The organism is Lyngbya sp. CCAP 1446/10, assembly GCF_026130175.1.
In the GTDB taxonomy this organism is placed as follows: Bacteria; Cyanobacteriota; Cyanobacteriia; order Cyanobacteriales; family Microcoleaceae; genus Microcoleus.
In genome coordinates this window covers 168,666-193,800 of record NZ_JAIGNI010000003.1, presented here as the reverse complement: position 1 = coordinate 193,800, position 25,135 = coordinate 168,666, and the positions used below count along the sequence as shown (strand labels likewise).

General features: G+C 46.4%; 26 protein-coding genes. 16 read left to right on the top strand and 10 right to left on the bottom strand.

Translation table 11 applies throughout. The features are described from left to right. Positions 1 to 258 precede the first annotated feature (258 nt). The 3 genes from hisD to K4039_RS02705 all read left to right on the top strand — a co-directional run bounded on the left by hisD (position 259) and on the right by K4039_RS02705 (position 4,123). Positions 259 to 1,572 carry a histidinol dehydrogenase gene (gene hisD, locus K4039_RS02715; RefSeq protein WP_265233586.1) on the top strand — a complete coding sequence of 438 codons (1,314 nt, stop codon included), beginning with the start codon at positions 259 to 261 and terminating at the stop codon, positions 1,570 to 1,572. 335 nt (positions 1,573 to 1,907) lie between these two features. Continuing rightward, positions 1,908 to 2,333, top strand: coding sequence for a universal stress protein (locus tag K4039_RS02710; RefSeq protein WP_265233585.1), 426 nt, complete (start codon positions 1,908 to 1,910; stop codon positions 2,331 to 2,333). A 176-nt stretch (positions 2,334 to 2,509) separates the two neighbouring features. Beyond that, on the top strand, positions 2,510 to 4,123 hold the full coding sequence (locus K4039_RS02705) for a tetratricopeptide repeat protein (protein WP_265233578.1): 1,614 nt from the start codon (positions 2,510 to 2,512) through the stop codon (positions 4,121 to 4,123). Positions 4,124 to 4,316: 193 nt separating this feature from the next. Here K4039_RS02705 and K4039_RS02700 read toward each other — a convergent pair whose 3' ends face one another. After that, a complete protein-coding gene (locus tag K4039_RS02700) occupies positions 4,317 to 4,709 on the bottom strand; it encodes a hypothetical protein (RefSeq protein ID WP_265233577.1) in 393 nt (130 codons plus the stop codon). A 152-nt stretch (positions 4,710 to 4,861) separates the two neighbouring features. After that, complete coding sequence (gene yidD, locus K4039_RS02695; protein WP_265233576.1) at positions 4,862 to 5,410, bottom strand: membrane protein insertion efficiency factor YidD; 549 nt, start codon at positions 5,408 to 5,410, stop codon at positions 4,862 to 4,864. A 224-nt stretch (positions 5,411 to 5,634) separates the two neighbouring features. Between yidD and chlP the strand changes: the two genes are divergently transcribed. Then, on the top strand, positions 5,635 to 6,855 hold the full coding sequence (gene chlP, locus K4039_RS02690; protein WP_265233575.1) for a geranylgeranyl reductase: 1,221 nt from the start codon (positions 5,635 to 5,637) through the stop codon (positions 6,853 to 6,855). 324 nt (positions 6,856 to 7,179) lie between these two features. Here chlP and K4039_RS02685 read toward each other — a convergent pair whose 3' ends face one another. Beyond that, the gene (locus tag K4039_RS02685; RefSeq protein WP_265233574.1) at positions 7,180 to 7,722 is read right to left on the bottom strand and encodes a Dps family protein; all 543 of its coding nucleotides are present in this window, start codon (positions 7,720 to 7,722) and stop codon (positions 7,180 to 7,182) included. Between the two features lie 220 nt (positions 7,723 to 7,942). On the opposite strand from K4039_RS02685, the gene K4039_RS02680 reads away from it, so the two are divergent. Further along, a complete protein-coding gene (locus tag K4039_RS02680) occupies positions 7,943 to 8,215 on the top strand; it encodes an Asr1405/Asl0597 family protein (protein WP_321161501.1) in 273 nt (90 codons plus the stop codon). 60 nt (positions 8,216 to 8,275) lie between these two features. Further along, positions 8,276 to 8,965 carry a (2Fe-2S) ferredoxin domain-containing protein gene (locus K4039_RS02675; RefSeq protein WP_265233573.1) on the top strand — a complete coding sequence of 230 codons (690 nt, stop codon included), beginning with the start codon at positions 8,276 to 8,278 and terminating at the stop codon, positions 8,963 to 8,965. 219 nt (positions 8,966 to 9,184) lie between these two features. Here the strand turns inward: K4039_RS02675 and K4039_RS02670 are convergent, their stop codons facing one another. Then, complete coding sequence (locus K4039_RS02670) at positions 9,185 to 9,421, bottom strand: hypothetical protein (protein ID WP_265233572.1); 237 nt, start codon at positions 9,419 to 9,421, stop codon at positions 9,185 to 9,187. On the opposite strand from K4039_RS02670, the gene K4039_RS02665 reads away from it, so the two are divergent. Both K4039_RS02665 and K4039_RS02660 read left to right on the top strand, forming a co-directional pair. Next, positions 9,421 to 10,680 (top strand): hypothetical protein, encoded by a 1,260-nt coding sequence (locus K4039_RS02665; RefSeq protein WP_265233570.1) that lies wholly within the window; start codon positions 9,421 to 9,423, stop codon positions 10,678 to 10,680. The genes K4039_RS02670 and K4039_RS02665 overlap by 1 nt on opposite strands. 251 nt (positions 10,681 to 10,931) lie before the next feature. Further along, positions 10,932 to 11,492: a Uma2 family endonuclease gene (locus K4039_RS02660; protein ID WP_265233569.1), complete on the top strand. Its 561-nt coding sequence runs from the start codon at positions 10,932 to 10,934 to the stop codon at positions 11,490 to 11,492. Positions 11,493 to 11,664: 172 nt separating this feature from the next. Here K4039_RS02660 and K4039_RS02655 read toward each other — a convergent pair whose 3' ends face one another. After that, entirely contained in the window at positions 11,665 to 13,794 is a 2,130-nt protein-coding gene (locus tag K4039_RS02655) for an NAD(P)/FAD-dependent oxidoreductase (protein ID WP_265233568.1), read from the bottom strand. Between the two features lie 193 nt (positions 13,795 to 13,987). Here K4039_RS02655 and K4039_RS02650 point away from each other — a divergent pair, with 193 nt between their 5' ends. Then, positions 13,988 to 14,221: a hypothetical protein gene (locus K4039_RS02650; RefSeq protein ID WP_265233567.1), complete on the top strand. Its 234-nt coding sequence runs from the start codon at positions 13,988 to 13,990 to the stop codon at positions 14,219 to 14,221. A gap of 382 nt (positions 14,222 to 14,603) precedes the next feature. Here the strand turns inward: K4039_RS02650 and K4039_RS02645 are convergent, their stop codons facing one another. Beyond that, a complete protein-coding gene (locus tag K4039_RS02645; protein WP_265233566.1) occupies positions 14,604 to 15,680 on the bottom strand; it encodes a M23 family metallopeptidase in 1,077 nt (358 codons plus the stop codon). Between the two features lie 412 nt (positions 15,681 to 16,092). Here K4039_RS02645 and K4039_RS02640 point away from each other — a divergent pair, with 412 nt between their 5' ends. Beyond that, positions 16,093 to 16,797 (top strand): phosphatase PAP2 family protein, encoded by a 705-nt coding sequence (locus K4039_RS02640; protein ID WP_265233565.1) that lies wholly within the window; start codon positions 16,093 to 16,095, stop codon positions 16,795 to 16,797. A gap of 130 nt (positions 16,798 to 16,927) precedes the next feature. Here the strand turns inward: K4039_RS02640 and K4039_RS02635 are convergent, their stop codons facing one another. Next, positions 16,928 to 17,812, bottom strand: coding sequence for an aspartoacylase (locus K4039_RS02635; RefSeq protein ID WP_265233564.1), 885 nt, complete (start codon positions 17,810 to 17,812; stop codon positions 16,928 to 16,930). A gap of 386 nt (positions 17,813 to 18,198) precedes the next feature. Between K4039_RS02635 and K4039_RS02630 the strand changes: the two genes are divergently transcribed. Both K4039_RS02630 and K4039_RS02625 read left to right on the top strand, forming a co-directional pair. Beyond that, entirely contained in the window at positions 18,199 to 18,537 is a 339-nt protein-coding gene (locus K4039_RS02630) for a DUF433 domain-containing protein (RefSeq protein ID WP_265233583.1), read from the top strand. Between the two features lie 3 nt (positions 18,538 to 18,540). Beyond that, positions 18,541 to 18,903, top strand: a complete 363-nt coding sequence (locus K4039_RS02625) for a DUF5615 family PIN-like protein (RefSeq protein WP_265233563.1) — start codon at positions 18,541 to 18,543, stop codon at positions 18,901 to 18,903. Between the two features lie 23 nt (positions 18,904 to 18,926). Here K4039_RS02625 and K4039_RS02620 read toward each other — a convergent pair whose 3' ends face one another. Beyond that, positions 18,927 to 19,148, bottom strand: a complete 222-nt coding sequence (locus K4039_RS02620) for a hypothetical protein (protein ID WP_265233562.1) — start codon at positions 19,146 to 19,148, stop codon at positions 18,927 to 18,929. 140 nt (positions 19,149 to 19,288) lie between these two features. Between K4039_RS02620 and K4039_RS02615 the strand changes: the two genes are divergently transcribed. Next, positions 19,289 to 19,615, top strand: a complete 327-nt coding sequence (locus K4039_RS02615) for a DUF433 domain-containing protein (protein ID WP_265233561.1) — start codon at positions 19,289 to 19,291, stop codon at positions 19,613 to 19,615. On the opposite strand, the gene K4039_RS02610 is transcribed toward K4039_RS02615, so the two are convergent. Together K4039_RS02610 and K4039_RS02605 are read right to left on the bottom strand one after the other, a co-directional pair. Beyond that, complete coding sequence (locus tag K4039_RS02610; protein ID WP_265233560.1) at positions 19,612 to 20,031, bottom strand: type II toxin-antitoxin system VapC family toxin; 420 nt, start codon at positions 20,029 to 20,031, stop codon at positions 19,612 to 19,614. The two genes, K4039_RS02615 and K4039_RS02610, sit on opposite strands and share 4 nt — an antisense overlap. Further along, entirely contained in the window at positions 20,028 to 20,297 is a 270-nt protein-coding gene (locus tag K4039_RS02605) for a type II toxin-antitoxin system VapB family antitoxin (RefSeq protein WP_265233559.1), read from the bottom strand. Before K4039_RS02605 ends, K4039_RS02610 begins: the two co-directional genes overlap by 4 nt. Before the next feature lie 521 nt (positions 20,298 to 20,818). Here K4039_RS02605 and K4039_RS02600 point away from each other — a divergent pair. The 3 genes from K4039_RS02600 (at position 20,819) to K4039_RS02590 (ending at position 25,110) form a co-directional block, all read left to right on the top strand. Then, on the top strand, positions 20,819 to 23,920 hold the full coding sequence (locus K4039_RS02600) for a COR domain-containing protein (RefSeq protein WP_265233558.1): 3,102 nt from the start codon (positions 20,819 to 20,821) through the stop codon (positions 23,918 to 23,920). A 363-nt stretch (positions 23,921 to 24,283) separates the two neighbouring features. Further along, positions 24,284 to 24,793, top strand: a complete 510-nt coding sequence (locus K4039_RS02595) for a dihydrofolate reductase family protein (protein WP_265233557.1) — start codon at positions 24,284 to 24,286, stop codon at positions 24,791 to 24,793. A gap of 44 nt (positions 24,794 to 24,837) precedes the next feature. After that, entirely contained in the window at positions 24,838 to 25,110 is a 273-nt protein-coding gene (locus K4039_RS02590; RefSeq protein WP_265233556.1) for a hypothetical protein, read from the top strand. Positions 25,111 to 25,135 lie beyond the last annotated feature (25 nt).

Below are 25,135 nucleotides of genomic sequence, written 5' to 3'. Positions count from 1 at the left end.
CTCTCCCCCTCTCCCTCCGCACCCGGTTCTCTGACAGGCAATTCCTCAAGGAAGGTTGTGACTTGTCCTCGGTTTGGCAAAAAAATCCTCGACAGAGATTTAAACGCTGGACTGACGCCGGGAAACGAAGCCTTTGAAACTGCCGCGAGTCTCGCGGTTGAAGCTGGTGGACTGGTGGTGGCCGAATTCTCCAGCGCCACAAAAAATCCAAATTGTCAAGCAAATGTTAGTGAATTATTGACGGCATTCCTAATCTCCATGCTGCGAATTATTACTCAGTGGGTTGAGGCACAAGCTGAACTGCGACGAATCTGCGATCGCACCCACGACGAACTTGTTATTCACAAAGAAGCTACCGTGCGCGAGGTGCTGCAAGCTGTAAGACGCAAAGGCGATCAGGCTGTGCTGCAATATACTGCTGAATTTGACCGCACGACCCTAAATGCGGCAGATTTGCGCGTGAGTGGCGCCGAATTGGATGCTGCTTATCAGCAAATATCGAAAGAATTATTAAATGCCATCCGGCTTGCTTGCAAACAGGTAGAAGCGTTTCACCGACAGCGTGTCCCCAAATCTTGGGTGCAGTTTGGTGATGACGAAATTGTTTTGGGTAAGCGCTACACGCCAGTCGATCGCGCGGGAATTTACATTCCTGGCGGTCAAGCGTCCTATCCGAGCTCGGTGATCATGAATGCGGTTCCTGCGAAGGTCGCCAAGGTTCCGAGACTGGTGATGTGTACTCCCCCCGGACAAGAGAAGAAAATGAATCCTGCGGTGCTGGTAGCGGCTCAGGAAGCGGGAGTTGATGAGATATATCGGGTCGGCGGGGCTCAGGCGATCGCAGCTTTGGCCTATGGTACGGAAACTATTCCCAAGGTAGATTTAATTACTGGGCCGGGGAATATTTACGTCACGCTGGCGAAAAAACTGGTTTACGGCACTGTGGGGATCGATTCTCTGGCGGGGCCCTCGGAGGTACTGATTATTGCTGATGCTTCGGCGAATCCTGTACACGTAGCTGCGGATATGTTGGCTCAAGCTGAGCACGATTCGATGGCCTCGGCAATTTTGCTGACGGCGGATTCGGTGCTGGCTAGGAAGGTGGTGGCTGAGGTAGAAAGACAATTAGTAAATCACCCGCGCCGGATTTTGACGGAAAAGGCGATCGCCAATTATGGTTTAGTTGTAGTGGTGGAGTCCCTGAAGGCGGCAGCGGAACTCTCCAACGAGTTTGCTCCCGAACACTTGGAATTGCAAGTGGCTGATCCCTGGGCTTTGCTTGACCAAATTCGGCACGCTGGGGCGATTTTCTTGGGATGTTCGACACCGGAAGCTGTGGGTGATTATTTGGCTGGCCCGAATCATACTTTGCCGACTTCTGGTGCTCCGCGCTATGCTTCGCCGCTGGGGGTGGAAACTTTTATGAAGCATTCGAGTTTGATTCAATATTCGCCGGCTGCTCTGAAAAAGGTTAGTAGGGCGATTAATGTGTTGGCGGAAGCTGAGGGTTTGCCTTCTCACGCTGATTCGGTGCGGCTACGCACTGAGACACAGGGTGAGGGTGATTTTTAGATGGTAGGTTTGAGTTTGGCGATCGAGATTTACGCACTTCGGGCTTAAGAAACCCGGTTTCTTCCAATAAGCTGTTGCGCATTTAAATTGTATATTCGGGACGGGCTAGAAGCCCATCCCACAAGAGTGTTTAAGCGATTTTTGACACACAATTTAAATGTAGAACAGCTTATCTTGCTTAAATTACCAGAAAAAATTGGTTTAAAGCCTCTCGCTTGTACGGAGAAATTAAAATCAGACTATTCATTACTCCAATCCTCTTCCTTCCAGGTATAATTCGCTGTCAACTGTCAACTGTCAACTGTCAACTAAATTCTGAGATTTAAAGGTGCATTATATTGAATACTGTTTTGGTGGCGATCGACAATTCGGAGTTTGCAGCACAGGTTTTGCAAGCTGTGGCGCAGTTTAAGCTAGAACCGACGGCTAAGGTGATTTTAGTTCATGTTGTGAGTTCTGGTACGTTGGATTTTGATGCTGTGGTCGATCGACCTCACGCTCAGGGAAATGAGATTGCTTACCGAGAAGTGGAAAAGTTATTGCAATCTTATCAGGAAACTTTGCCTTGCGAGAGTGAGTTGGAGATTGTTTCGGGGGAACCGGCGCAGGAGATTTTGCGTTTGGCGAATATTTATAAAGTAGACTTAATTGCGATCGGCTGTCGGGGTTTGACTGGTTTGAAGCGGATTTTGGAGGGTTCGGTGAGTGCTGAGGTTGTGGCTGAAGCTCCTTGTTCGGTGTTGGTGGTGCGGGCTAGGTAGGTAGGGGGATTGAACCGAAGAGAGTTACAGGCGGGAAGCTGATTGCACAACAATAGCTAAAACTTGTAGGGTGCGTCAGCCAAGAGTTATAATTGCACACAATCAGATATAATTCGGCATAGTTTTTTAAACCGTTAAAAAAGCACTTTCATTAAAATTCACTAACTGCAAAGGCTATGACTAAAAAACCGCATCGCTTGATTCCGCAAGTTCTGGGTGCTGGTTTGACTCTGTTTGGGGTTGTGGCTTGTGGGACGAGAGCTTCGACTCCCGCTACCCAGACTCAAATTAATGATGCTAATTCCTATTACAGTCAAGGGCTTGCTCGTAGTAGAAATCAAAGAAATTTCACGGGTGCTATAGATAATTTTTCTAAAGCTATAAACCTTAATCCAAAAAAAACTGAGGCTTACAGCGAGCGGGCTTTTGCCAATCTTATGCTAGGGAAAAATGATAATGCGATCGCAGATTACACTAAGGCGATCGACCTTAATCCAAAAAATGATAATAACTACAACAATCGGGGTTTAGCGAAGTTTGCCCGAGGGAAAAATGATGAGGCGATCGCAGATTATTCTAAGGCGATCGACCTTAATCCAAAATATGATAATGCCTACAACAATCGGGGTTTAGCGAAGTATTCCCTAGGAAAAAATGATGAGGCGATCGCAGATTATTCTAAGGCGATCGACCTTAATCCAAAAAATGATGCTGCCTACAACAATCGGAGTTTAGCCAAGTATTCCCTAGGGAAAAAAGCAGAGGCGATCGCAGATTATACTAAGGCGATCGACCTTGATCCCACAAATGATGCTGCCTACTACCGTCGAGGTAATGCCAAGTATGATCTAGGGAAAAAAGCAGAGGCGATCGCAGATTATACTAAGGCGATCGAGCTTAATCCCAAAAATGCTGATGCCTACATTGGTCGAGGTAATGTCAAGTATGACCTAGGGAAAAAAGCAGAGGCTATCGCGGATTATACTAAGGCGATCGAGCTTAATCCCAAAAATGCTGATGCCTACATTGGTCGGGGTAAAGCCAAGTCTGCCCTAGGGAAAAACGCAGAGGCTATCCCAGATTTTTCTAAGGCAATCGAGCTGAATCCCAAAGATGCTGGCGCCTACTTCGCTCGGGGTGATATCAAGTTTACCCTAGCGAAAAAAGAAGAAGCGCTCAGAGATTTTTCTAAGGCTATAGACCTTAATCCTAAATATACTCATGCTTACCATATGCGGGCTACTGTCAATTCTATGCTGGGGAAACAAGCAGAGACGATCGCGGATTATACTAAGCTTATAGACCTTAATCCCAAAGATACTGGCGCCTACGTCGGTCGGGGTTATACCAACTATGGCCTAGGTAAAACAGAAGAGGCGATCGCAGATTTTTCTAAGGCGCTCGACATTGAGCCCAAAAATGCTTCCGCCTACTTCTATCGGGCTGTATGCAAGGATAACTTAGGGAAAAAGAAAGAGGCGCTCGCAGACTATAATAAGGCGATCGAGTTGGCTCCCGCCTATCCTACTGATAATTACGTCCGTCGGGGTAATGTCAAGTCTGCTCTCGGCAAAAAAGCAGAGGCGATCTCCGATTATACCAAGGCGATCGGCATTGATGCCAAATATGCTGATGCCTACTACAATCGAGGTAATGCCAAGTCTGACCTTGGGAAAAAAGCAGAGGCGATCACAGATTATCAAAAAGCTGCTGACTTGTACAAGCAACAAAAACAAACAAGTGATTATCAAAAGGTTGTTAAAAAAATTCAAGAATTATCAGCACAGTAGCTATACTATCGTTTCCCATTAGTGTCAACAACCGCGTTAAACCCGCAATCCGGCAAGGGTTGAAACCCCTGCCTCAAAGCGAAAGTCCTCTAAAGAGGACTGAAGAACTCATGAGTCCTCTTTAGAGGACTTTCGCTATTAGACAGGGGTTTTTAACCCCTGGCGGACTTCGAGTTGAACGCGCTGATTTCCCCTACTTCCCCTTTCCCTTCCCCGCCAAAAACTCCCGCAAACGCAACAAACTAGCAGTTTGGCCCAAATTCAGCGGTAGCAGCGACACCCCCTCCAACCGAGACTGCACCCAACCGTCGCCCCAATACCACTCGTGAAACCCGTCAATTCCTTCACTCAACAACAGCCGCAGACAATTTGACTCTGCAATCTCCACATGGTGATGCACCGCTACCGGGCCAATCCAACTCGTGAAAGTCAATTCGCGATCGAGCAATTCCGGCAAACCCTTAGAAAATTGCTGAGGCCACAGCCACTGCTGCAACTGCACAGGACGCATCAAACTGTCCCGAATCGCAGTCTCCGAAGCTTCAACCTCAATCCGCAGTTGGCTTTGTTGAAAATTACCTAGCATAGCAATTTGAAATTTTATATAGGAGCTTTACTTAACTTAAATGTAACTTATTGCACGGAGTTCGATCGACAATCGCGATCGCACCCTCTGAAAATTCCCCTACATTATAGTAAAAAAAATTTACCTATTTGGAGAGCAGTTGGCGAGTAAAACTAGAAACAACTGCCACAATCCGCGCCGCCACAATCGAGTCCAGAACAATCCGCGCCGCCACAATCGAGTCCAGAACAATCCGCGCCGCCACAATCGAGTCCAGAACAATCCGCGCCGCCACAATCGAGTCCAGAACAATCCGCGCCGCCACAATCTAGCCATTCAATACAGTCTAGCCATTTAGTACAGTAATTTTCACACAGAGAGCTTCTGCCAGGAGTTTCCCCCTGAGATTTTGGTCGATCGGATTTGGGTTCATCGTTACCCTCGAAATTGGAGTCTTCACTGCCAGATTCACTGGTAAACCGGGCTTTCAAGATTTGGTTCGCGTGCTTGCAAGCAGCAAACCGGCGGCGCGACGCTTTTATCGCCCCAAATAAGCCAAATTTGGCGATCGCGCCCTTGATATACTGCGAGCAAGACTCCCCCGCGTATAGCACTCGGTGAGCGCAAGAAAACCCTTTTATCGGTGAGATGTGTTTCTGGTATCCGCTAATAGAAGCTACAGCTAATTGTCGGAGGGCTGCATCAAAGATAGGCGTTTGCATTGGTTTCCCATACGTTTAGATATTTCCTTCCTGCTAAAAACTACAACCAACAGCTCAACAATTCCCCGCGCCCCATCCCTCGCGCGATGCCTATTTTCGTATCTAATTGTTAAGCTCTGTTTCATTTCATTTAAATCTCCCATTCTCACCCCACAGCAAAGAAACTCCGTGATACCATCACATCTGACTGGTAAAAACTATAGAAAAAATTGGGGAGAAAAGCTTTGACACTACGGGTTGCAGTTGTTGGATCAGGGCCAGCCGGTTCTTGCGCCGCCGAAACATTGGTAAAAGCAGGCATCGAAACTTATTTATTTGAGCGCAAATTAGACAACGCAAAACCCTGCGGCGGGGCAATTCCCCTGTGCATGGTCGAAGAATTTGACTTGCCGCAAAGTATTATCGATCGCCAAGTCAGAAAAATGAAAATGATTTCCCCCTCCAATGTAGAGGTAGACATCAATATCGAAAACGAACACGAATATATCGGTATGTGCCGCCGGGAAGTCCTCGATGGCTTTTTGCGCGATCGGGCTGCCTCCTTAGGTGCCAAACTGATTAACGGTACCGTTCACACCTTAGACATTCCCACGAACAACACCGACCCCTACATTCTCCACTACGCCGACCACTCCAACGGCACCGCAATGGGAATTCAGAAAACCCTGAAAGTGGATTTGGTAATCGGGGCTGACGGCGCTAACTCCCGCGTCGCGAAGGCGATTGATGCTGGTGACTACAATTATGCGATCGCCTTCCAAGAGCGCATCCGCCTCCCAGAAGATAAAATGGCTTACTACGAAGGCTTAGCCGAAATGTACGTCGGCGACGACGTTTCCACCGACTTCTACGCCTGGGTGTTCCCCAAATACGACCACGTAGCCGTCGGTACCGGCACGATGAAAGTCAATCAAGCCAGCATCAAAAAGCTCCAAGCCGGAGTCCGGGCCCGCGCTGCCAAAAAACTCATGGGCGGTGAAATCATTAAAGTGGAAGCTCACCCCATCCCAGAACATCCGCGTCCCCGCCGGGTTGTCGGCCGAGTTGCCCTCATCGGTGATGCTGCCGGTTATGTTACCAAGTCTTCGGGCGAAGGTATCTATTTTGCCGCTAAGTCTGGCCGGATGTGCGCTGAAACTATTGTGGAGATTTCCAATAATGGCGCGCGGATTCCAACGGAACAAGAAATCAAGCTGTATCTGAAGCGGTGGGATAAGGCTTACGGTATTACTTACAAGGTGCTTGACATTTTGCAGCGCGTGTTCTACCGTTCTGATGCTACTCGCGAAGCTTTTGTGGAAATGTGTGCCGATCGCGATGTGCAGAAACTCACATTTGATAGCTACTTGTATAAGACCGTGGTGCCGGCTAATCCCTTCATTCAGATGAAGATTACTGCGAAAACCATTGGTAGCTTGTTGCGCGGTAGTGCTTTAGCTCCTTAATTTTGAGTAGGCTATCGCACTTTGTATAAGAAAGCGGAGATCCCCCTAGCCCCCCTTAAGAAGGGGGGGACATGAGTATTCAGAAAGTTCCGCTTCGATGGGGGGACAGGAATATTCTCAAAGTCCCCCTTCTTAAGGGGGATGGGAGGGGGATCTAGACTCGATGATGAGCGAGATTTATCAAGGCTTTCAGGCTTCAGTTGACACGCATTGAGCAGTGCTGTGTCCCTACAGATAAGCTGCCAAATCTGAAATCCCCCCAAATTTTGAATTTGGAGGGGATTTTAAGCTTTTTTCCGATTTAGGGAAATTGCTTTTTTCGGGTTAGTTTAAGTTCAATTGCACTAAGGTATCGGGGGCGAGGAAGTGGGAAATGTGATAAGCTCGCTCTTCTGTTTTTAGCAGGATTTTTTCGTAGAGGTAGCGCGTAGCTCGATCGCCCAAACTTTCTGCTTGTCCTGCTTGACGGCGCAGTAAACCTATAATAGCTTGTTCTGCTGTCAAATCATGTTCCAGCATTTGGCGGCAGGAATATACGCCGTCGGCTTCTGGCTCAAAACAGCACATCTCGGCTAATTTGCTAAAGCTAGCCGCCGGTATGCCGCCCAACCCGTTCAAGCGTTCGCCCAATTCGTGGACACTATCTTGAGCTTCTCCGTAGCTTTCTTGAAAGAATTGGTGCAAGGAGTAAAATTCTGCCCCTTCCACCACAAAATGATGTTTTTGATATTGCAGGTATAAAGCCTGAAAACTTGCCAGCAGCGCGTTCATCCCTTCACAAATCGGTGCTGTGACTGAATGTTCTAGTAGAACTGGGTTTTCGGCTATGTGACCAAACGGTCTCAATGCACTCTGAATCTCAGCCATGTGTGTTCTCCTTTCAATAGGCAGTTTTGTTGCCAATAGACTCACTCTAGCACCCTAGATTTACCAGTCAAGCAGGGTCGGCCTCGATAGTGGAAGACTTTGTATAGTAGAAAAATTTTTTACAAAATCTATTGAGAATTATTTGCAGTTGCGTTATCCTCTAAAAAGATGCTCGTTCTGAATGCTTCCTGAAAATGGGGTACATCAAGAGCAAAAATTAATGCAAATCATTATTGTTGTTAAAAAAATGAATCCAGCAGATCCAGAATTAGAAGTCTGTGACATCGTGCCAGTCAGTTGGCTAGACAGATGGCAAGTTTACCAACGCTTGCAAGAGCTAGAAATTCCCTGCTGGTGCGGAGTTGATCAACCTTTGCGGGCAAAAATTAGCACGGCTAAACAAGCTGCTCAATTAGCGAGTGTTTTGAGGCAATTGAGCGCTTCACGGGGCGAACTGGTGCATTTGCTGGAGTGCTGCTGGCAAATCGCCTAAAGGCAGTTCGGGAACGGATTATTTAACGGATTTAATGGATGTCACGGATTTAAAGGAGTTATGACAATGTATCAATCTGGTAAGCAACTTTCGGAATTTAGCTTAGAGGGAGAAATCCTCAGCCTGATTATTGAAGATGGTTACAAACTTAAATATTTGCGAATTGGTACGGATCGCGGAGTAGAGTTTCTGGTTAAACTTTGCAAGGAGTTGCGGTCATTTTTAGGGCCCGTTTTGACGACTGGGTTGAGAGTTCAAGTTGCGGGTGAGAAAGAACTCAATTTGAAAAATGGTAAAATAAAACTTAAAGCTCGCAGTCTCAAGCTGGCTCAAGGTAACAACGATCGATCGCCCGAACAGCTCGACTCTACCAGTTTACCTGCTGCGGTATTGACCTTAGATGGCGCGATCCTTTTCCAGGGCTTCGCCAACGATAAAACCGAAGTCAGCACTTGCACAGCAACTCAAACTGTCCAAACTCCGGCTAAAACCAAAACTAAAATATTAGTATGTCAAAAATCTGACTGCCAGAAGCGGGGCAGCGCAGCAGTCTGTAAAGCTTTAGAAACTGCTTTGAATGCGCGGGGTTTAGAAGGGCAAGTGACTGTTCAGGGAACCGGATGTCTCAAACAGTGCAAAGCCGGGCCAAATATGGTTTTGATGCCGGACAAAACTCGCTACAGTCGCATCAAACCTGCTGAAATTCCAGCAATGATTGACAAACATTTTGCGGTTATTGAAAAAGCTTAGCCGATCGCACGGCATGAGAGAGTCGAAGAGTTTGAGGGAAGCATCTCAATAAGTGCAAAAAGCATTTTTTTGGAGTGCGAGCTTAAGAGCTCGCGAGCTAGATAAGGCACGCGAGCTCTTAAGCTCGCACTAGATAAGCTGGCGTGCGCGCTCGATGCTCGCACTAAATAAGCTGGCGCGCTCGATGCTCCCAGTGGGAGAGTGTGGGCATTTTTCTGCTTATTCCCTCTTCCCTCTTCCCTCTTTCCTCTTCCCTCTTCCCTCTTCCCTCTTCCTTCTTCCCTCTTCCTTCTTCCTTCTTCCTTCTTCCTTCTGACTAGGGGTTTCTTTTGGAGAATCTATCAGGATAGACTGTATGTGAGACCCTGTGACTATTGGGATAAAAAGCCATGTCAGAAGCTGATCTTCGAGCCAGTCAGCACCAATCGCACCCTGCTGTTCGATCCGATGAACCATTGCAGTCAAATTTTGCTGCTGCTGGGGGTTTTGAGCCGATCGCGCCCCCTGCGACAGAAACTCCCGCAAGGGTTCCCCAACAGCCAGAAGAAGACTGGCAAACAGTAGATTTTCCCAACGCGCTCAGCGTAGATGCAATTCCCACAACACCCTCCACCAACAATTTGCAATCTCAGACACAGCCGCCAGAGCCGGGATCGCCGACGATTTCAAACAATCTCAAAAATCTGCTTGGCAATGCCGAACAGCATCAGGGACAAGGCTCTACCCCAGTCACCCTCATGCAAGCGCTGCACGAATGCAACCGCGACCTTTTGCAGCGCATCGCCCAGCTAGAAACAGCGCTCGAAGAGTCCCAAAAAAACTGGCAGCATCGCGAAGCCTTGCTAGAAAAGCAGACTGCTGAACTCGAAAACACTCAAGAACAATTGACGCGGCTGTTTGGCAAAGTGGAAGTTTCCCATCAAACCCTCCAAAGTCAAGAAATTTTAGTGGAGAGTTTAAGAAGTAAGTTAGCAACCAGCCAAACCAGGCTAGCGATTGTGGAGCGAGAATGTGCGTCTACCGTGCATCGCTACAACGAACAGTTTCATCAGCTAGTAGCCACAGAAAATGTTTGCAAGGAATTGCGATCGCGCTTGCACCGCCAGCAGCGCCACACTCTGCAATTCAAAGCTGCCTTGGAAAAAAGTCTGGAGATGCCACAGAAGTCTCCAATTATTGAGCCACCTGACGATGCGGAGGATAGCGCCCACAAGCAATTAGAATCCTTGCTGGCGGTGGTCAAAAGCTCTCAGGTTCCGCTGCCGTCAGCCTTCAACGCTGCCCCAGTCAAACCTTGGTCAGAGTCCGAAGAGCATCCAGAGGTAGCGCTTGCTGAATATGCGATCGACCCTGAATCGATCGCCAATCTGGAACTTAACCAATTAGCCCAAGCATCCGGCATTCAATTGGAGAGCGAAACCTACCGCACTCAGGAGGCTGCAACTGACTCGGCGGTTGCGGTTGCAGAACCTCAATTACCTATGGCTGAGCCTGAACCGGAAACTGCTGCTGCCAAATTAGGCAGCCCAGAATTGGCCAAGGCGGTTCCAATTTTGAATTCAGTGGAAACCTTTGGCCTTCAAGAAGCGCGATCGAGTGAAGCCATACCTACAGCAATCGCACAACCCGATTGGCTGGCCTTGATTGCTAGTCCGCTACGGCCTTATAAAAAACCTCGATCGTTAGCTGAAATTGAATTGCCTAGTTTTCGATAGGTTGACAGTTGACAGTTGACAGTTGACAGTTGAGGGCGACCTCTCCCGGTCAGGAAGAGGATTGGAGTAATGAATCATCTTCTTTTAATTTCTCCCGATCAGGGTTCCGGCGTTCAAGCCATTCTTTATGGTAATTGGTAATTGGTAATTGCTCAAAATTATCAATTACCAAAAAGACAGCTAATTGGGTTTCAGCTTGGGATAAGTCGGTAAAAGTCTCCTATCCAGTTTACTTTTAAGAGAACTGATTGATGACTACATTTGTCAAACTTAAAATCGCTTTAGAAGAGTTCCTGAAACTTCCAGAAACCGAACCTACCTCAGATTTTATCGATGGAGAAATCATTCAAAAAACCATACCTCAAGGCGAACATAGCAGATTACAGAGTAAATTTTGTGCTGTCATTAATCAGATAGTAGAAACACCAAAAAATGCTTATGCTTTTCCAGAGTTGCGCTGTACTTTTGGGGGTGCATCAATTGTCCCAGATATCGCCGTATTCCGATGGGCAAGGATTCCCATACAGTCATCGGGGAGAATTGCTAACCGCTTTGACATTCATCCAGACTGGTCAATTGAAATTCTATCTCCAGAACAAAGCCAAACCAAAGTCCTGAGTAAATTACTGCATTGTTCACGAAATGGCACAGAATTGGGGTGGTTGATGTATCCAGAGGAAGAAAGTATTTTGGCCGTGTTTCCCGGACAAAAGGTGGAACTATACAAAGGCACTGCTCAATTGCCCATACTCAGTGGAATCGAATTAGAATTGACCGTGGAAACAGTTTTTAGTTGGTTGAGTTTTAGATAATACGGCGGTTGAAACCGCATCTACAAAAATGATGTCCGCACTTTGACAAGCTCAGCGACCACCTCCGCGGTGTCGAGAAAATAATGTCAAACGTAATTGTAACCGCCTGTTCTTCAACCCTTGGCAATGCGGGTGAGAGTTTGTATAGCCGCCGTTTCAACCGCCCGGTCTTCTATTTTCTACCCTTTCCCATGCCGTAGGTAAGAGCATAGCTGGTAGCCAACAGCCACAGCCACACAGCCGGATAGCGCGGCTCTAACCAAGGCTGTATTTTGCGGGCGAAACTGGGAAGCCATCCGAATAGGAAACTCGCCAAAGCCAAGAGAGTAAAAGTCAAGTAACTCCCCAACCAGCGCCAAATATCGCGCAAGGTGACAAAATCTAAAATCCACAACAGGAGAGAAGGATTTTTTCTGGCTGCTTTAATTGCCAATTGATTGAAAGTTAACCAGTCGGCTCTGTCTTTAATAAAAGTTTCCGCGACGGTGAGTTCTTGTTCTGCCAAAAGACCGAAAAAGGTATTGAGCATTGAATTAATTCTTTGGGGTGGCAAAGTTCGCCCCGTCGGCACCATCATGCCTTTGGAAAACAGCCAAGTTACTGATATATTGCTCTGGTAGGCACGAATTTGGTTTAAGTGTTTGGCACTTAATAAATTGTGCTTTAAAGCTGTATCCAATAAATCTGTTAATCGAAAAAGATTGCGGATGAGAGAGCCGAAACCGGTGAATACTAAGGGAGATTGCAAAGATGCTGCATCGCCGATCGCAATTAGGCGATCGACAGCCACGGCCCGATCGCTGCTGCTGGTGCTAAAATGGCCCGGAATATAACCAAAAGTAGTTTTTTTCCAGATTAATTTATTGACATCGCAGCGGCGGTACTCCGGCAAAATTGCGAAAAAATCCTCGTACAGTTCCAGCAAAGAACCGGGATTCTCGGCATTTACTTGGTGATAGTGAAAGAGATAAACTGTGAGTTCTCCTCCAGCGCCGGGAAATAACTCCCAAATCAGTTGGCGGCCTCGCGAAATATCGCCGTGACTCCAGAGAACGTCGCCGTAATCGGAATCCCAAACTCCCGGCTCCATTCCTCCGTCAATGACTCCTCCCACCGTCGGACAAACGCTGTCAAAAGCCCGTCCTTCGTTCAATTGCCAAGCGATGGGAGAAGCCGAACCCATTGCATCGACGAGCAAACGTCCGCTGACAGTGCGATCGGTTTTTGTCGGCAAGTGGCAGCTCTGAACTATAACTTTTTCAGCTTCAATATCGGCTCTGATAAACTCAGTTTCGTCCCAGATTTCCCCGCCAGCTTCTGTGAGTTTAACTCCCGCCAAATACAGCAGTTTGTCGCTGTCCAAAGCTATATTAAGCACCTTCGGCACGTGCAGAATTTCCGCTTTAGCAACGGGCGGATTGTTAGCATCAAAAAACTTGCAGTAGCCATCTTTGTATTCTCGCGCAATCAAAGTTTCGATTTCTGCAGCAGTAAATAAACCCAAATCAACTAAGCTTTGCATTTCGTCCCGCGAAATATTCCACTCGCGATTCATCTTCCCGAAAGGCATTCGTTCCAGCAGCAGCACTCGGTAGCCCAATCTCGCCATGACTGCGGCGTGAATCACTCCCAAAGCCCCGCCGATATAAATTAAATCGTAAACAGTCTCGCCAGCATCCGACAAAACAGTGCCTGCTTTCTTCTCCCCTCTTCCTTCTTCCTTCTTCCCTCTTCCTTCTTCCTTCAAAAACACGACTTGTTTTGGCTTTTGAGGATTGCGAGTGTTTTCGCGCCACCGCTGCTCCCACCAGTAAACGCGCTGCAGGTCGTATTCGCCTTTGGGCATTTTTTGGAAGTATTTGACGGTGAGAGGGTAATAGGGGGCAAGAGCGTCAAAAATTGACTGTTTGGAGAGGTCTATGGTGGGGGGTTCTGGGTAGCGATCGGGAAACTTGTTTCTGACAGCCAGATTTAGAGATTCCAAGAACTGTTTTTCTCCAGGCGGCGCGTCTTCTAGGCGAAAGACTTTTAAATAAGTTGTGCGCTGTACTGACCAGACAAATGTGGAAAGTTCTGTTCGCCAATTGTAGTTTTCTGAATTGCTATCAGCGAGGGTCGGTTTTGGATTAGGATTTTGAGTTCCAGATTTTACCAACTCCGCTGCTGTTGTGTTGGAAAGCAGGCGAAAACCGTCAGGAGTAATAATTTTTTCTCCGATTCCGGGGTCGAATTCGTGCTGTAACCAAGTGCAGACTGCTGCTGTATCAGGTGTGGGGACTTCTAGATAAAGAATTTCTTGCATGATTGGGAGTTCTATTCTGAATAAATTAATAAAGATGGGGGAGTTGACAAGGGAGCAAAGTAGGCTATACTCCCGAATACTTATTCAGTTTTAAATAAGTTTACAATGTTCTCAGATTTTTAGTTTATCGATCGCCCTAGCTCTTAGTTGACCCGCTGCGGGTCAGTATTTACTTTTTTCGATATACACTCTTATGAATTATCCCATTCCTACGAATCCTCAAGAAATGATTGCTTTGCGACAGCAGCCGCTGAATGAAGAATTGGTGGCGTCGGCGATCGCGGGTGTGATTCAAATAGCTCGATCGCGTTCTCAGTCTTTAGACGAGTTAAAGGCTGAGCTGCTCACCGACGACAACCTGCTCGATTTGGCTCAAAGGCGCTGGCTGAGCGAGATTGTAGCTCAAGCTTGGGACAATTTGCCCTGATCGTGATCAAAATCCGAACAAGACACCGCGGTGAAAATTATCGCTCTTCTTAAGTCCGCGCAGGCGGACTTCGTTTGTGTAGTCGCGAATTCCATTCGCCGTCCGATCTTTTTCTACTATTTTCAAATATTGTTATTATTTTAACCAAAGCACAGGGGATTTAAGCCCCCACCTTGAGGTGGATTGTTTTTAGGCTGGGGATTTAAGCCCCAGCCTAAAAACTTCGCTGTCAACTGTCAACTGTCAACTGTCAACTGTTAAACTATCTGCACATCCATACCCAAGAAACCGGGTTTTTACTTAATTCAAGGCTGAGATACATGATTTTCGGAACCCGGTTTCTGACTGCTTGAATTGATAGGTTGCGAAGGAATAAATAAGGTTATCGCAATTCAACTTCTCGCTTAACTTCTGTTAAAACTCGATCGCCCCGCGTCAACCGATATTCTGCGCGCCACACTCCCGGAGTCAGAGGAGAATTTGTACTGTTTCTTTTGCCGATATAACCCAACCAAGTGCGGCTGGGGGCTTTAATTTCATTGGTTTGGTCAGCGATGGTTTGGCCGTTTGGTGCAAATAATTTGTATTGTTCGCGATCGCCCTTAAGGACTCCGTAACTCTGCACCCAAAACAACAAAGCTGGACTATTTACAGGTAGTTTAGTATCATAAAATTGTCCAGCCCAGACGGTGTTCTCGTCAGGTGCTTTGTTGGCAAAACCTGCGCGAATTAAACCTGTAGAAACGTAGTCGATCGGCTGATCCCAAATTGGATTGCGGGCGGTGTTGCAGCCTAATTTGGCATCGGGCCCGACAAACGGATCTACGGGCTTACCTTGATAGCGAAAAGTGACGTGTACGTGAGGAAAAGACGCCTGACCGGAGTTGCCCACCATGCCCAAAACTGTGCCTTTTTGTACCTGCATTCCCGGCTTGACAACAATGCTGTTTTGGCGGAGGTGGCAATATTGGGCTTCCCAACCGCCACCGTGATCGATTACCATGCCGTTGCCACATTCTGTACCTGCGACGTTGGCTTTGTCTGTCTGGTTTTGCAAACGTCGATCGACTACACCATCTCGCACTCGCAAAACTTTGCCCGCTGCGGATGCGATAACTGGAACGCCTTTTGCCATTGCTTTGGCGTCGGGAATGGCGAAATCTATGCCGTCGTGCCCGTCGTAGGTTTGCCGCCCGCAGCCGAAATCGACGGCGGCTGGGCTTGGATCGCGATCGAAATAGTGCATGATAAAACAGTCTTTGCCTAGGGTACAGGCGATCGGCTTACCGAATTGCCCGCTGGGCTTTTGGGCGACTGCGGTTGATACTAGGCGTTGGGCGATCGTGTTGGCTTGGGCGATCGGCGCATTGACTGAGCTGTTGGTAGCACAGGCAGCCATACTTGTCAACCCCACGGTCAACAAAATTGCAGAAAAGTGTTTTTTTGATATGATAGTCATTCGTCGGTGGGAGATAAAATTTGAGGAATGAAGTCAGTTGACAGTTAACAGTTAACAGTTAACAGTTGACAGTTGACAGTTAACTGTTGACAGCTTGCCTAGATATGGAAGTCCGAGGATTGAAGCAATGAATAGTCTTCTTTTAATTTCTCCCTCAAAGGGTTCCGGCTTTAAACCAATTCCTTCAGGTCAAAAATCAATCAATCATTCAAAATATAGTTGGCTCAATCATCTAGACGATCGATAAGGCGTTTTAGTTTCCCATATTTATTGTAAACTGTCGCGTCTTTTATTTATAATAAACTGTTTCTTGAGAATTTTGTAGAGCGGAATTTCTGCCCGCTAGAGAGGTTAAATTGCAAAAGCAAAACAGCTTGATATTCTCAGTTTTTACTGCTTAATTGGTTAAAAAATGCTCTCTAAAATTCGATCGCTCATTTCGATAATTCGGCTTGGCGGCCTTGCGGTTGCTGCTTTGGCGATGTGGGCATTTGCCACCATTGCCGAAGAGGTTTTGGAAAAGGAAACCTACGCTTTCGATAAATCTATCTTACTATATCTGAGGAGCCTGCACACTCCGGTGCGCGATCGCCTCATGCTCGGCTTGACATTTTTGGGAGAACCCAATCTGCTGCTAATGCTGAGCGTGAGTTTGGGTATTATATTGTGGGTACGCAAACATCGCTCCGAAGCCACAACTATTGCAGTTACAGGCGTGGGAGGCCTGGGTTTAAATTTACTATTGAAACAACTGTTTGCGCGCGATCGACCTCAACTTTGGGAGCGCACGGTTGACGTAAAATTTTACAGTTTTCCTAGCGGACACGCGATGATTTCAATGATTATTTACGGTTTGCTAGGATATTTATTGGGTTCGCGCTTTCCCAAGCAGCGCTGGTTGATTTACAGCTTGACTGTGGTATTAATTGCTGCTATTGGTTTGAGCCGGCTTTATCTCGGAGTTCACTGGCCTACTGATGTGATTGCCGGTTATATTGCTGGTTTTATATGGCTGCTTGCCTGTATTTTTAGTTTACAAGTATGGAAGGAATTTCATGATTCTCGTGCTGTTCCTGAAGAGAACTTTTTGTCGCCCCATCGCTCAAATGACTCTTGACTGATATTATGTTCGGTGGCATCAATATCTAGCGGGGCGGGTTTATTTATCCCTTAATTTAGTTTCAAATATTTAGAAAAAAATCTTGAAACAAAGTTACCGGATATGACAACTTACAACTGACAACTGACTACTGACTAACAACTGTTTGCTTTTGGGTAAAACACATCGCAATCCCTTTTTCGTAGTAAGCAGCCTCGTTAATAAAAATTGGATAAACAATCGATTTGTCTTCATACAAGACTGACTCACCATCAAAGGTCAAAAACATCGGATCGCCAGGATTTAGGGCTTCATAATCTCTGGATTGTAGCTGAGGATGAATCATTGCCTGAATTTCTCCAGACTTGTTTCTGGGATAGTCGATCGCCCCGATGGTGTGATAAACAGTCAGGGGATTTGTTGCAACTGGCATAGTGCCTTGATTGTAGCTTTCTACGCAGTCTAAAATTGTGCCGACAACTTGCTCGGTTTGCTGAAACAAAGAGGCATCTATTACGCCTTGTGGCACCGCACCAACTTCTAGCGTACCGCCTAACTCGGAGAGCGATCGCAGCAAAGGACTATCTTGATTCTGGGTTGTCGCAGCGAGTAGCTTGATGTGGGGGTATACGGATGTTAAATAAGCTGCTAGTTGCAGGTTAAATGGATGCTGGCTGGCGAGAATAAATGTTATCCCCATGTTGGATGTGGTGCTGTGCAAGTCGATGATTAAGCTTTGTTGCTGGGTGTTTTTTGAGCTAAAAATGTGGTAGATTTCTTTCGCCCGCTGGGCTTCGTAGCTGGAGAGGTGGGGATTTTCTAAATCTTGCTGTCGAAAGCAGCGGTTGAGGTCGATATCGATGTAGCGTCTCCCGATTTCGCAGGCTTTGGGATTGGCTAGCAGGGCGATTGTTTCAAAAGTCGATCGCCAAATTGACTCTGGCGCGCGATCGAACTTCTTCACAAGGTAAATGCCTGTGAGTTCGTTTCCGTGGGTTCCTCCCACTATGGCAACACGTTTAATTGGATTCATAAACAAAAAACTCCCTATCCCAAGGGTAGCATCATTTGTCATGATTTGGTAACAAAGACCTCAGAAACCGGGTTTCTCTCTATATTTTTCGTCACCCAACCAAAGACTCGTAGAAACCCGGTTTCTTGGCCTCGATGCGTAAACCTCAGAAACCGGGTTTCTCTCTATATTTTTCGTCACTCAACCAAAGACTCGTAGAAACCCGGTTTCTTGGCCTCGATGCGTAAACCTCAGAAACCGGGTTTCTCTCTATATTTTTCGTCACCCAACCAAAGACTCGTAGAAACCCGGTTTCTTAGCCCATCTCTAATTACTTGGCTGATGCCTACGATCGCTATTCCATATAATGAGTATAATGGTAGATGGCTAAAAGAGGAATTTTAGATATGGAATTCAATGAGTATTTTGACTTTTTAGCACCGGATGATATTCGGATCAAAGGACATCGCATCGGGATTGAGACGGTACTGTATGAGTATCTATATCGGGAACGCACGGCCGAAGAAATTCAGCAACTATACCCTTCTCTAACTTTGGCCGAAGTTTATACGACTATTTTGTATTATTTACTTAACAAAGAATCAGTAAGTCGATATTTACAAGATTGGTTGGATTGGTCGCATCAGCAGCGAAAAATGCAAGCAGCAAATCCCCATCCTGCTGCGGAAAGATTGCGAAAATTGAAAGCAGAACGGGAAAAGCAAGCTGTTGTACATGGTGTTTAAGGAATGGCGCTGAAATATTTGATGGATGAGAATGTCACACCGATTTATGCTACGCAGCTTCGCCGGAAACGCTCTGATTTAGTAGTTTGGTCAGTAGGCGATATTGGTACGCCTGAAAAAAGTACGCTCGATCCAGATATTTTAGTTTGGTGTGAGGATCGTGGTTTTATTTTAGTTACGAACAACCGCAAGTCTATGCCTGTCCATCTGACAGATCATATTGCTGAAGGTAGGCATATTCCAGGGATTTTTATTTTGAACTCAGATTTAACTATTGGGCAAAATATTGAGGAATTAATTTTGATTGCTGATGGTTCGTTCGATGATGAATACCAAGATCAGATCGTCCATCTTCCATTGACATAAACAGGACTTAATCTATGACCAATCTAATTCATCGTCAGTATCACCATGAAACTGGGCAATCTCGAAATCGGATTCGGTGGATTTCTCAGTTCCGGCAAACATTCCAAACTGGATAAATTCAGGCGATACAGGAATGGATGACCAGCTAGAAAAGTAATCAGCACGCGACTTTCATAAATGTTTTCGGGAAATTCTAACAGTTCGATGATTCCATTTCTGTAAATCCCTTCAAATGCTTGGAGCATAATGATTCACCTCGCTTACAAAGTATAGTCGATCGACTAGCTAGCTAATAATCCCTGTTTAACAAATATTCGCCAAAAACACAAATTTTTGATATGATAGTTTCAGCGATCGCCATTCTATATTTTGTAAATTACTGGTCATGAACATTCAGTTGGTTGACTCCTTAATTCAAGTCATTGAGTCGCTAACACTTGAAGAGAGTTTGCTCTTTCAAGAAAAACTCTCGGCTAAGGCGATTCAGAGTACACCTGGAGTGTGTGGAGGAAATGCCAGGATTCGCAATACCCGCATTCCGGTTTGGACGCTGGTTTCACTTCACAAACAGGGCGCTGATGACGCTGAGTTACTGCGGAATTATCCAGGTTTGTCGGGTTTCGATTTAGATAATGCTTGGCGTTATTACGATCGCCACCGCGAACAAATAGATCGCATTATTGTCGATAGTCAAACCGATGAAGCAGTTTAAGAAAACCAGTTTTCGATCGGCAAGTCTTGAAAGTTTGCATAATCAGCAATATTTCGTGTCACCAAAATCAGATTATTGACTTTAGCGATCGCCGCAATTTGCCCATCAGCATAAGACGGTGTTTGACCGATCGCAATTAGCCTTGCTCGTTCTCTCGCGAACCACTCAGCCGCTTCTTGGGTGTAGGGCAAAATCGGTAATTTGACTTTTACTTCTTCCTCAAGATAGGCTTCGATCGCGCGGCGACGCTTAGAGTCTGGCATTCGATAACAGCCTAGCAGAATTTCGTGCCAAACTACCGAGGCGATCGCCACAGTGGATTTTGCCTCAATTAATTTAGTCATCACATTGGCATTAGGGATAGGACGAACAGGTTCAGAGATAATATTGGTATCGAGTAAATAACGCAGCGTCATTCAAAGATGACCTCGCGCCCTGCAAAAGTTCGATCGCGAATCTCTCCCCAAACTTCATCGGGATTTAAACCCAGTTCATGTACTTGATATTTTTCCCGAAATGCACTGAGAGATTCTCCAAAGCTAAGTTTGAGCTTCTGTGGCTGTTTGCGGCGTTGAATGTATTCGCGCAAGGCGATTTCAACTAGGGTTTCGATCGCAATTTCTTCCTTAAGTGCGATCGCCTCTTGCAGCAGTGCCGTATCTACATTTAGGCTTGTCACCATTGGCTTTCCTCTTGTAACTGCTGTCCTAATTATATCTGTCTTGCCTTGCCCCATGCGAAAATCTCAGAAACCGGGTTTCTCTCAGTATTTTTCGTCACCCAACCGAAGACTCATAGAAACCCGGTTTCTTGGAACCATGCGAAAATCTCAGAAACCGGGTTTCTCTCAGTATTTCTCGCCACCCAACCAAAGACTCGTAGAAACCCGGTTTCTTGGCATAGATGCGTAAATCTTGGTTTCTTGGAACCATGCGAAAATCTCAGAAACCGGGTTTCTCTCAGTATTTCTCGTCACCCAACCAAAGACTCGTAGAAACCCGGTTTCTTAGCCTTGATGCGTAAATCATTGATATATGTCCGAAGAGAGGAACGAAGCAATCGCCAAGACTAAGATTGCTTCGTTCCTCGCAATGACAATTTTGGGGTTTCTCGCCACAATCGCGCGTCATCTTTCCCGGAGCACCCAAATCTCTGTCAGAATAGAAACAAGATGGCGGGGAAACACACGGGGAAACAAAGGGCATGACGCGAGAAGAAGCAGTGCGGCGAATTAACCGGGCGGCTGAGGAAAATTTGACGGAATTGGATTTGGCGGGGCTGGAGTTGGAGGATTTGCCGCCGGAGATTGGCAAGTGCACGCAGCTTGAAAAGTTGGTGTTGGGGAAGTACGATGAGGAGAAAGAAGAGTGGGTTGGGAATAAGTTAACAGAGTTTCCTGATGTAGTTTTTCAATTAACCAACTTAAAAATACTTTCGATTGCTCACAATCAGATTAAAGTCATCCCAGAGGCGATCGGGCAACTGTTTAATTTGACATGGCTTTACCTCGGTGGCAATCAGATTACAGTCATCCCAGAATTCATCGGGCAACTGTCGAATCTGACACACCTTAACCTCCATACCAATCAGATTAAAGTCATCCCAGAGGCGATCGGGCAACTGTCGAATCTGACAGAGCTTATCCTCTATAACAATCAGATTACAGTCATCGCAGAGGCGATCGAGCAACTGTCGAATCTGACAGAGCTTTACCTCGGTGGCAATCAGATTACAGTCATCCCAGAGGCGATCGGGCAACTGTCGAATCTGACAGAGCTTTCCCTCAGTTACAATCAGATTACAGTCATCCCAGATGCGATCGCCAAACTATCCAATCTGACACAGCTTTACCTCAGCAGTAATCAGATCGCCCAACTCCCAGATGCGATCGGTCAACTGTCTAATCTGACACAGCTTTACCTCTTTAACAATCAAATAACACAACTCCCAGATGCGATGGGTCAACTGTCCAATCTGACACAGCTTGACCTCAGAAGTAATCAGATCGCCCAAATTCCAGATGCGATCGGTCAACTGTCCAATCTGACACAGCTTGATCTTAGAAGAAATCAGATCGCCCAAATTCCAGATGTGATCGGTCAACTGTCCAATCTGACACACCTTGACCTCAACAACAATCAGATTGCAGCCATCCCAGAGGCGATCCGCAGCATGGAGAAGCTGGAAAAACTGGATTTGCGGGGTAATCCGATGCCAATTCCACGGGAAATCATGGGCGGAAGCCGATTCGGAGATCCTGGTGATTTGCGTACCATTCTTGACTTCTACTTCCTAACCCGCGATCCCAACGATACCGAAGAACTCAACGAAGCCAAACTTTTGATTGTCGGCGAAGGCGAAGCGGGAAAAACCAGCCTAGCCAAAAAACTCCTCAACCCCGACTACGAACTCGAAAAACAAGAACCCAGCACCGAAGGCATCAATGTAATCCGCTGGGAATTCCCACAAGCCAACGGCAAACCTTTCCGCGTCCACCTCTGGGACTTTGGCGGACAGGAAATCTACCACGCCACGCACCAATTCTTCCTCACCGAACGTTCCCTCTACATCCTCCTCGTCGATAACCGCCGCGAAAACCCCAACCTCTGCTACTGGTTGAATATCATCGAACTCCTCAGCAAAAGCAGTCCTGTCTTCCTTGTCCAAAACGAAAAACAAGACATCTGCTGCGAAATCAACCTCTCCCAACAGCGGCGCGACTTTGCCAACTTAGAAAAAGATTTCGCTACCAACCTCGCCAGCAATCGCGGACTCGCAGCCCTCCAACGCGCGCTCCAAAACCGCATCAGCAACCTAGATCACATCAGTACGCCCATCCCCAAACGCTGGGCCAACGTCCGCCACATTTTGGAAAACTATTCCCAACGCCAAACCCACATCGAAATCAGTGAATTTTACAATATCTGCGCTGGCCAAGGCTTTAAAAAGTCCGATAAACCCGCCATGCTGAGTCTCAGCAAATACCTCCACGACTTGGGTATTATCCTCCACTTCCAAAAAGACCCCATCCTCAAAAACATAGTCATCCTGCGTCCAGAATTGGCAACCAACGCTGTTTACAAAGTCATCAGCAAGAAAGAAATTACTGACGACAAAGAAGTAGCCGACAACGCGGAAGTCATCGCCAACTGCGGGTATTTCACCCAGAAAAACCTCAAGCAAATCTGGTACGAAAGAGAATACCAAGACTTACACGACGAACTACTCCAGTTAATGAAACACTTCAAACTGTGTTACGAAATCCCCGGCCAACCCGGACAATACATCGCCCCGCAACTTCTCCCCCTCGCAACGCCCGATTACAACTGGGACGACATCGATAACCTGATTTTGCGCTACGAATACGACTTTATGCCCAAGGGCATCATTACCCGCTTCATCGTAGAAATGCACCTGTTAATCTACCGCCCTCAATCTTTCTTACCAAAGGGTAGGGGGGATATCGTGTGGCGCGATGGGGTCATCCTTACCGATGGTTATGGCAAAGCCGAAGTCATCGAGGATTATCACAAACGAGAAATCCGCATTCGAGTTTCTGGGAAACAGAAAAAATCTATTTTAGAGCGCATCCGCCACGAATTGTGGAAGATTCATAATACTTATGACGATCGTCTAAAATACAAAGAATTAATCCCCTGCAACTGTCCTGAATGCAATGGCAGCCTAAACTCTCACCTCTACGATTTTGATGCTTTGCGTCGCCGTTTGGAGAAGGGCAAGTACGAGGTTGAATGCCAAAAATCTTATGAAATGGTCAACGTGTGCGCTTTAATTGAGGATTTCCCGGATTACTCGCAACAACGGGAGAAAGAGCGAGTTTTGCGAATCGATCCCCCCGATCGTGTAGATGCTTCTAGTTTTCCGACAACTATCAACAACATTATCAACATGACTCAAGATTCTCCTAAAAACCAATTCAACGCTCCGGTATCTGGTGTTGTGGCTAATGAAAAAGCCGAAGTAACTAACAGCACATTTATCCAAAATAATAACCCCAATACTGCCGAAATTCTGAAACTAATTTCATCGATGCGAGAAACCGCAGCGCAGTTCCCCGAAGACATCCGCGAGGGAGTAATTATTGATATTGAAGATGTCGAAACGGAAGTCAATAAACCGGAGGATCAATGGAGTAAAGCCAGATTAAAGAAAAGCTTAACAGCTCTTGTCGCGTTGGCTGGTATTCTCGGCACTGGTGTGGGAGGCGCGATTGATATTGCTAATAATGCGATCGATCTTGGTGAAAAAGTGGGTATCGAACTTAAGCTACCATCGGCACAGTAAATTAGATCGAGATCCCTGATTTCCTCGGTTTCTTGGCCTCATGCGAAAATCTCAGAAACCGGGTTTCTCTCGATATTTATCGTCACCCAACCAATGACTCGTAGAAACCCGGTTTCTTGGCCTCGATGCGTAAACCTCGGTTTCTTGGCCCCCTGCGTAAACCTCAGAAACCGGGTTTCTCTCTATATTTCTCGTCACCCAACCAAAGAATCGTAGAAACCCGGTTTCTGGGCCCCGATGGGTAGTTCTCTCCGGTCAATTACTGCGATCGCACTTATTGCCCGCGTTGTCTTCGGACATGATACGATCTAAAATTAAGGTAGATCGGGCGATCGCCCCCACAGCCAAAATCCCGGTATTGCCATGCGTAAAATTGTACTCTTCATTGCATCTAGTTTAGACGGTTACATCGCGCGATCGAATGGCGAGATTGACTGGCTGTATACAGACCAAAATTACGGTTATACTAAATTCTTAGATAGCATCGATACAGTCCTCATGGGTCGCAAAACCTACGAACAAGTTCTAACTTTTGGCGAGTATCCCTACCAAGAAAAAAAAAGTTATGTTTTTACCAAAAATCTAGATTTCGCAGCAACTTCTGATGTGGAAGTGGTAACACAATTAGAGAGTTTTGTCAATGATTTACGCTTGCTTGAGGGCAAAAATATTTGGTTAGTGGGAGGCTCTCTGCTAATTCGCGATTTCCTGAACAACCATCTTGTAAACGAGCTAATTCTCTCGGTGCACCCGCTAATTTTGGGCGAGGGAATTCCTTTATTTGCTAATCCCAATACTACAGCTTTGCAGCTAACTGGATGTCAGACTTACAGTTCGGGTATGGTTCAGCTATCCTATGATGTGGAGGCTTGAGGGCGCGCTTTGTTGTTAAGTCGATGATGAAATGTGTTTGCTGCTTGTTACTATTAATATCTTTTTGCTGCGTCGCCCTTCCGGCTGAGGCTTCTGTTTGCCGAAATTATCAAGGGCGCGAGATTTGCATTGTCGATATCAAACGCAGTGCGAAAAACTACTGGGAATACAGGGTAACTCTGAGTGTGGATCAAGTTAAACAGCCTCTGGAAATCTACAATTGCCGCAGCCACAGTACCGTTAAGCAAGATGGCACTGTTTTGGCGTTTGGACAAAACAACCCTGGTGAAATCGTCTGCCATTTTTTTAAGAAATAGCATATTCGGGACGGGCTAGAAGCCC